5 protein-coding genes are annotated in these 8,554 nt (G+C 31.9%); 3 read left to right on the top strand and 2 right to left on the bottom strand.

What is annotated here, in order from left to right:
* Positions 1 to 2,097 carry a methyl-accepting chemotaxis protein gene (locus AJN64_RS00090; protein ID WP_070292522.1) on the bottom strand — a complete coding sequence of 699 codons (2,097 nt, stop codon included), beginning with the start codon at positions 2,095 to 2,097 and terminating at the stop codon, positions 1 to 3.
* A gap of 165 nt (positions 2,098 to 2,262) precedes the next feature.
* On the opposite strand from AJN64_RS00090, the gene AJN64_RS00085 reads away from it, so the two are divergent.
* Complete coding sequence (locus AJN64_RS00085) at positions 2,263 to 2,838, top strand: cytochrome c3 family protein (RefSeq protein ID WP_070210111.1); 576 nt, start codon at positions 2,263 to 2,265, stop codon at positions 2,836 to 2,838.
* Positions 2,839 to 2,848: 10 nt separating this feature from the next.
* Positions 2,849 to 5,365 (top strand): molybdopterin guanine dinucleotide-containing S/N-oxide reductase, encoded by a 2,517-nt coding sequence (locus AJN64_RS00080; RefSeq protein ID WP_070292521.1) that lies wholly within the window; start codon positions 2,849 to 2,851, stop codon positions 5,363 to 5,365.
* Between the two features lie 24 nt (positions 5,366 to 5,389).
* Here the strand turns inward: AJN64_RS00080 and zupT are convergent, their stop codons facing one another.
* Positions 5,390 to 6,265, bottom strand: coding sequence for a zinc transporter ZupT (gene zupT, locus AJN64_RS00075; RefSeq protein WP_070292520.1), 876 nt, complete (start codon positions 6,263 to 6,265; stop codon positions 5,390 to 5,392).
* Positions 6,266 to 6,433: 168 nt separating this feature from the next.
* On the opposite strand from zupT, the gene AJN64_RS00070 reads away from it, so the two are divergent.
* Complete coding sequence (locus tag AJN64_RS00070) at positions 6,434 to 8,554, top strand: methyl-accepting chemotaxis protein (RefSeq protein WP_070210108.1); 2,121 nt, start codon at positions 6,434 to 6,436, stop codon at positions 8,552 to 8,554.

Here is an 8,554-nt window from a genome sequence, read left to right as displayed (position 1 = left end):
TTAAAACCTCTTCTTCTTAACATCTTCTAAGATATTATTAGCTATATCACTTACTGTACTAGAAATAATAGCTGATTCATTAGCAATTTCAACATTATCTTTAGTAGTTTGATCAATTTGTGCTACGCTATCATTGATTTGAGTAATACCTGCAGTTTGTTCTTTAATACTTTCTGCCATATCATTGATAGATTGAACAAGTAAATTAGTATTAGCTTCTATTTCAGATAAAGACTTTTGAGTTCTCTCAGCTAGTTTTCTAACTTCATCAGCCACAACAGCAAAGCCTCTACCATGTTCTCCAGCACGTGCAGCTTCAATAGCTGCATTTAAAGCTAGAAGATTGATTTGATCTGCGATATCTCCTATAATACCTGTAACATTTTTAATCTCTTCAGATTGAGTGATAACATCACTAGTTTTAACTGAAACATTTTGCATAGAAGAAGTGATCTCTTCTAAAGCTGCTGCAGTTTCTTCTAAAGATTGAGCTTGAGAATTTGAAGAAGTGGTTAAGCTTTGAACAGCAGTTTGTAATTTTCCACTTTCATTAGCTAAAGCATTAGCAAAGTCTGAACTTTGTTTTAGCATTTTAACTATTTCATCACCTAAAGCATTAGTAGTTAATTCAACACTTCCTGAAGCATTAGAGATTTTATTTCTAAAATCTAAGCTTTTGTATTCTTCAAATATTTTATGAATAACATTCATATCAGAACCTACTCTAGCTTGTAAAACATCAAGAAGTTTATTTAGAACATTTTTAAGTTCAATAAGCTGTGGGTTTCTTGGATTAGCAGTAATTCTTGCTGTTAGATTACCACCTTCTACAACTGATACGGTTTGAACTGATTCTTTAACAGCTTGATTGTCTTGTTCTAAACCTTTTTTAGTAGCAAGGATGTTTTCGTTGATAGCACTTGAGATTTGTCCAAATTCATCATTGCTTTTTACTTCTATAGTGGAAACATTTTTTGTTTTATGATTGATGAAGTCAAAGAAATTTTGCAAAGATTTAAAAATTGAATTAATTTTTGCACTTACCATATATTTTATACACATATATACAATAGCTGAAATTATAATTAAAAATATAACAACTACAGCAACTATAATTAATTGAAGATGATATAAAGGTGCTAAAACCGAAGTTCTAGGGGTTGTTACAAGTATACTCCAATGACTTGAATTTTCTAATGTACTAAAAGAAGAAACCGAAGCATAACTGGTTAAACCTGTAGATGTATAAAAATTATTGATTAAAATATCTCTATGTTCTTTAATAGCACTTAATATAGGAGCTACAGAAGGAGAATGGTTGTATTCATTGATTTTTTGCAAAATTGCTTTAGGATTTTCATGAATAACAAATGTTCCATCATCTGTAAGTAGTAATCTTTGATCTCCTTCGTGAAAATTTAATGAAGGATTAAGTAAAGCTTTAGACATCTGTGAAAGCTCTAAAGAGAAACCAATAACTCCTGCAAAATCTCCTTTTTGATTAAAAATAGGCATTCCTAAGTTTATTCCTAAAAATTCTCCATTGCCATAATCAAGACGCTTAACTGAACCAAAAATAACCTTTTGCTCTCCATTGTGCACATTGTTTTCAATTTTTGAGATTACAGGTATGCTGTTATACATATTTTTATTTTGTATAAATGTTTTAATACCTCCGTCAATCCCTGGAGTTGAATCATTATAAACAATAGATAAATTTCCATTTTGAATGTCTTTTTCTTTATTTCCTGATAAGACTGAAAGATCTTTAATGTATAAAAAAGCATAAGTGGTATGCATACTTGAATCTAATGTTTTTTTGGTCAAATTTTCCAATACATTAATGTCAATATTCCCATTATCATTAATAACTTGTTGTATACTAGCACCTAATGCTTTAGAGAGTAAAAAAGGTTCGTTAAGTGTGGATTGCATATAATTTACATATCTTTTTGAAGCTATGTCTAGAGCAATTTCTGCTTCTTTTTCCATATTTTGAGAAACTTTCCATGATATGATGGCAATCATAAAGACTAAGCTAACCATAACACTTCCAATTACTGAAAGGGTTAATTTAGTTCCGATAGATTTTAACATTGTCTTCCTTTCTTGTATATTTATTTTCTAAATTATAACTATAAAATGCTTATTTTTTTCTAAAAAAGTTATTAATTATTAATTAATATTTTGTTAATATTAATTAATAATTAAATTAACTAGTGTTAAAATACATTTACATCAAATTTATATTAAGGAATAGCAATGAAAAAGATTTTCATTTCTTTTATTGTCCTAGCGACATATTTATGGGCAGAAAATACCGTCTATGCCGATGAAGTTGTATCACTTTATCTTAATAAAGATGATACTAAAGTCATAGGAAGACTTTTACCTACAAATCCTTTTGAAGTATTAAAAAGCGAAAATAACAGGGTTTTGCTAAAAATTGATGGTTATGTAAATCCTAAAGCAACTTCTGTGATTTATTTTAATGACTCTCAAAGAATTATTGTTGCAGCTTTTTCTAAAAATACAAAATTAAATTTCTCTCAAAGAATAACTGGAAAAGATGGAAAATGGGATAAGGTAAGCCTTGAAATTTGGGCAGAACAAAAAGAATTTGTCAAAGACAATAAAGAAATGTTAAATCGAGCCAAAGAGCTTTTTGTAAATAACTGCGGAATTTGTCATGCTATCCACAAAGAAAAAGAATTTACAGCTAATACTTGGCCTGCAATTTTCCGTTCTATGGCTGATAGAACAGGCATTGATAAAAAAGACAGATGGTTAGTTATAGAATACTTACAAAAAAACGCAAAAGATTTTAAAACAAAATAAGGAGAAAAGCATGCTAGATAGAAGAAAATTTTTAAAAATTGGAGCGAGCTTAAGTGCTTTACCTCTCATTCCAAGCTTAAGTGCAGGAAAAACCTTAGAAGCTTCAAAAGTTAGCCTCGGACTTGTAAAAAATGGAGAAGTGATTACCGCAGCACACTGGGGGATTTTAAAACTCACTATAAAAGATGGCAAGATAGTAAAAAGTGAACCTTGGGAAAAAGTTACAAAAATGGATAATCCTTTACAGCACTATACCGCCGATATGGTTTATAAATCTCGTGTGAAGTACCCTTATGTACGTAAATCTTACCTTGAAAATCCTGACAATCCTAAGCCTGAACTTCGTGGTAAAGATGAGTTTGTTCGCGTAAGTTACGATGAAGCGATCAAGCTTATCGCCAAAGAGCTTAAAAAAACAAGAGATAGTAAAGGTGCAAGTGCGATTTTTGGTGGAAGCTATGGCTGGAAATCAAGTGGAAATATGCAAAACTCACGTATCTTGCTTCATAGATTTTTAAATGTAACAGGTGGATTTGTAGGAGCTACAGGGGACTATTCTACAGGAGCTTCTCAAGTGATTATGCCTTATGTTGTAGGATCGATTGAAGTTTATGAGCAACAAACCTCATGGGAAAATATCTTAAGTGATTCTAAATATGTTGTGATTTGGGGTGCTGATCCACTATCTACTTTACGTATAGCTTGGACTTCAAACGAACAAAGAGGTTTGGCGTATTTTGAAAAACTTAAAGACAGTAAAATCAAAATAATTTGTATAGATCCTGTAAAAACCACTACAGCAAAATTTTTAAATGCCAAATGGATAGCTCCACGCCCAAATACCGATGTAGCTTTAATGATAGGTATGGCAAGCCATTTAATCGCTAAGAAAAAAGTCAATTACGAGTTTTTAGACACTTACACCACAGGCTTTGATAAATTTAAAGACTATTTAGAAGGCAAAGAAGATGGAGTGAAAAAAGATACCAAATGGGCAAGTAAAATTTGCGGTATCGATGAAAAAACTATCAAAAATTTAGCTGAAACTTTTTATGATAATTCTACTATGATTATGAGTGGTTGGGGTATGCAAAGAGCACATCATGGCGAACAGCCTCACTGGATGTTAGTTACTCTTTGTGCAATGTTAGGACAAATCGGCACAAAAGGAGGTGGTTTTGGACTAAGCTATCATTACAGCAATGGCGGTGTTCCAACTTGCAAAGGCGGAGTTATCGGCGGTATGACAGCAGGTAGTTTAGGGATTTGGAAAAATGGTAAATTTAAAGGTTTAGCAAAAAGCGAAACTTCAAACGAAGGCGCAGAATGGCTTCAAAATGCAGCGAGTTATTCTTTCCCTGTAGCAAGAATCGCTGATGCTTTACTTCACCCTGGAAAAACTATAGATCACAACGGCTCTAAGCTTACCTATCCTGATATTGATTTTATTTACTGGGTAGGCGGAAATCCTTTAGTGCACCATCAAGATACCAACACTAACGTAAAAGCATGGAGAAAACCACGCACCGTTGTGGTAAATGAAATTTACTGGACTCCAACAGCTAAAATGGCAGATATTGTTATGCCTGCAACTTCATCTTATGAAAGAGATGATATTACCATGACAGGAGATTATTCAAATATGCATATAGTTCCTATGAAACAAGCAGTTGAGCCTGTGGGTGAAAGCAAAGATGATTATGTAATTTACTCTGATATTTGTAAAATTTATGGAAAAGATGTCTTTAATGCCTACACAGAAAATGGCAAAAAAGCTAAAGATTTCATCAAAGAATACTACAACAGTGCCCTAAAACAAACTCAAAGTTTTGGCGAAGCTTTTGCTGCTCCTATGCCAAGTTTTGAAGAATTTTGGGCTAAAAATGAACCAATCACTTTTGAACCAACAGCTGAAAGTTTAGAATGGACTCGTTTTTCAGAATTTATAGAAGATCCTATCTTAAATGCTCTGGGTACAGATTCAGGACTCATTGAAATTTACTCAGAAGCGATTAAAAATTATAATTATGATGATTGCAAAGCCCATCCTACTTGGTTTGAGCCTATTGAATGGCTTGGAAATGCAACCAAAGAAGCACCTTTCCACTTACTTACAAATCACCCAAGAGATCGCTTGCACTCTCAACTTTGCCACACAAGCTTAAGAGATACTTATGCAATAAAAGATAGAGAGCCGATTTTAATCAATTCCAAAGATGCAAAAAAACTTGGTATAAAAAATGGCGATGTAGTACGCGTGTTTAACAAACGCGGTGAAGTTTTAGCAGGGGCTGTTGTAAGCGATGAAATCATGCAAGGGGTTGTAAGGCTTTGTGAAGGTGCTTGGTATGATCCTAATGAAAACGGACTTTGCAAATGTGGAAATGCAAATGTTTTAACCATGGATATGCCAACTTCAAAACTTGCCAATGGCAATATCTCTCACACAGGGCTCGTAAACATAGAAAAATTTAAAGGTGAACTACCAAAACTTACTGCCTTTAATGCGCCAAAAGGTGTGAATTAAATTGCAAGAAAGCCACAAGGCTTTCTATTGTCCAAGCAAATTTAAACTTAAAGCCATTATTGCCATTCCTAATATAAGTCCATATAAACTATCATGGGCCTTATCATAAGTTTTTGCAGCGGGCAAAAGTTCATCAAGAGATATAAAAACCATAATTCCTGCAATCACAGCAAAACTTATAGCTAAAGTAAGATCGCCTATAAAAGGCAATAAAATCAAAGCTCCAACAAAAGCACCCAAAGGCTCTGCAAAACCCGAAAGAGCCGAATAAATAAAAGCTTTTTTCTTATCTCCTGTAGCATGGTAAATTGGCAAACTCACGGCCAAACCTTCAGGGATATTGTGTATAGCCACAGCTATAGCTATAGCAATTCCTAAAGTAAGATTATCAAGACTCGAAATAAAAGTAGCAAAACCTTCTGGGAAATTATGTATAGCAATAGCTAAAGCTGTAAAAATCCCTGTGTGTTTTAAAGCTTTAGTATTGATCTGATGTAATTTTTCTCCAGGATGAAATTTCGGAGGATTTTGTCCTTTTTGGGGCAAGGGACAAATTTTTAACTCGCTTAAATCCTCTTTAGGTTCGTGAGGATTGACATCTTCGGGGATTAATTTATCAATTAATAAAGATATTAAAATTCCACCAAAAAAACAAGCCAATCCTAAAAGCTCAGCCCAATGCGAATCATAGTGATTTTTAAAATCTTTCAGTGCAGTGGGTAAAATTTCCATGAAAGAAATATATATCATTACCCCAGCTGAAAAACCAAGTCCTAAAGAAAGCACCCTTAAATCATCTTTTCTAGAAAAAAAGGCTATTATAGAACCTATAGCTGTAGAAAAACCTGCAAAAAGAGTCAGTAGCATTGCGATAAAAATCTGTTCAAAGGTAAATTGCATTAATAATTCTTAACTTCAATAAAATTTCAATATTTTAAATACTTATATTTATAAAAAGTTAACATATGGTAAAAATACAAAAGATATTAAAATTTTTAAGAATATTTTAAAAAAATATAGAATACTATACTAAGTTTTTTATAAATTTTTAAAAGTTAAGGAAAAAATATGAATTTTCGTTCTTTAAATATAAGCACTAAGCTTATTCTATCTGTAGCTATAGGGGTAATTTTAGGCATTATCGTATTAGTTTCAACAGTTTCCATATATATTTCTGAAAATATGGAGAAAGAGGCCAAGGATTCAATATTTTTAGCTTCAAAAAGATACACCAATTATATGGAAGGTATTCTAAATGAAACTGTTGCACTTACAAAAGGAACCGCAACTTCCTTAAATGATATGTTTGAACACAATAATCAAGTTGATGCTGATTTGATTGAAAGCTTAATGAAAAATTTATTTGATAGTAGTTTATATTCAGCTTATACTTTTTTGTATTTAAAAGATACTTCAGTGCTAGGGGATGCTCAAGGAATTGATAAAAGATACACAAGTTCTGATGGTAAAACTTTTGCTATGATTTATTTTGATCAAACCACTGGAAAATCTGGAGGAATAGAAACGATTCAAACGCCAAATAATTTTGGTAATTTAAAGATTATAGAGCAAGTAGAAAAAAACGCTAAATATGGAGATAAAGACAGTTTATTTGTTGGGCCACCAACTAAACTTAACTACGATGGAAAAGATTTTCTAGGTATTAATTTTGGAATGCCTATTTTTAATAATAAAGGTAAATTGATTGGAGTTGCTGGATATACTTTAGATTTTTCTGAAGTTTCTGAAACCATACTTGACCCAAAATTAGATTTTTTTGAAGGGGATTTAAGATTTTTAATGACTGATAAAGGTGTTATTGCCATTCATAAAAATCATAATGCCATTTTAAAAACACTCAATGATATAAATAAAGATCCCTCTGTGGAGTTAGTCAATAACGCTGTTAAAGAACACAAAACTGTTATAATAGATGATTATGTTGCTTCAACTGGAGATTTAAGCTATGCATCCGTTTCATCTTTTAGCACTGCAAATAATTCAAGTTATTGGAGTATGGTTGTAACTGCTCCTAAAAATTCAGTTTTAGCACCTTTAAAGAAACTAGAAATTATTTTTATCGTTATTTCTTTTTTTATACTACTTGTCATATTGATTATAGTTTATGTCTGCGTTAAAAAAATAGTTGGATCTAGAATTCCTGTCATTTTAAAATCTTTAGAAAATTTCTTTCGTTTTTTAAATCACGAAAAACACGAAGTTGATTTAATTTCAATCAAAGCCGATGATGAACTTGGAAAAATGGGCAAAATGATCAACGAAAACATCCTTGCTACTAAAAAAGGTTTAGAACAAGACAATCAAGCTGTTAAAGAATCAGTTCAAACCGTATCAGTTGTAGAAGGTGGTAATCTAACAGCAAGAATTACTGCTAATCCAAGAAACCCACAGCTTATTGAACTTAAAAATGTTCTAAATAAACTTCTTGATGTTTTACAAGCTAGAGTAGGTTCTGATATGAATGTTATTCATAAAATATTTGAAGAATACAAAAGCTTAGATTTTAGAAATAAAATCTCTAATGCTTCAGGAAGTGTTGAATTAACTACTAATGCTTTAGGTGATGAAATAGTTAAAATGCTAAAACAAAGTTCAGACTTTGCTAATGCTTTAGCTAATGAAAGTGGAAAATTACAAACTGCTGTTCAAAGCTTAACCACTTCTTCAAATTCTCAAGCTCAATCTTTAGAAGAAACTGCAGCAGCTTTAGAAGAGATCACTTCTTCTATGCAAAATGTTTCAGTTAAAACTAGTGATGTTATCACTCAATCTGAAGAGATTAAAAATGTTACAGGTATTATAGGAGATATCGCAGATCAAATCAATCTTCTAGCTTTAAATGCAGCTATTGAAGCTGCACGTGCTGGAGAACATGGTAGAGGCTTTGCTGTTGTGGCTGATGAAGTTAGAAAACTAGCTGAGAGAACTCAAAAGTCTTTATCTGAAATAGAAGCTAATACTAATTTACTTGTTCAATCTATCAATGATATGGCAGAAAGTATTAAAGAACAAACTGCAGGTATTACTCAAATCAATGATAGCGTAGCACAAATTGATCAAACTACTAAAGATAATGTTGAAATTGCTAATGAATCAGCTATTATTTCTAGTACAGTAAGTGATATAGCTAATAATATCTTAGAAGATGTTAAGAAGAAGAGGTTTTAA

The sequence above is a fragment of the Campylobacter sp. BCW_4332 genome (assembly GCF_001763175.1).
Taxonomy (GTDB): domain Bacteria; phylum Campylobacterota; class Campylobacteria; order Campylobacterales; family Campylobacteraceae; genus Campylobacter_D; species Campylobacter_D jejuni.
The sequence above is the reverse complement of the archived record's forward strand: the minus strand, read 5'-3'. Positions and strand labels throughout refer to the sequence as shown.

Excerpts from the sequence above, each read along its gene's own strand:
- AJN64_RS00080 (WP_070292521.1), top strand. The coding sequence starts at position 2,849 with ATGCTAGATAGAAGAAAATTTTTAAAAATTGGAGCGAGCTTAAGTGCT.
- zupT (WP_070292520.1), bottom strand. The coding sequence starts at position 6,265 with ATGCAATTTACCTTTGAACAGATTTTTATCGCAATGCTACTGACTCTT.
- AJN64_RS00090 (WP_070292522.1), bottom strand. The coding sequence starts at position 2,097 with ATGTTAAAATCTATCGGAACTAAATTAACCCTTTCAGTAATTGGAAGT.
- AJN64_RS00070 (WP_070210108.1), top strand. The coding sequence starts at position 6,434 with ATGAATTTTCGTTCTTTAAATATAAGCACTAAGCTTATTCTATCTGTA.
- AJN64_RS00085 (WP_070210111.1), top strand. The coding sequence starts at position 2,263 with ATGAAAAAGATTTTCATTTCTTTTATTGTCCTAGCGACATATTTATGG.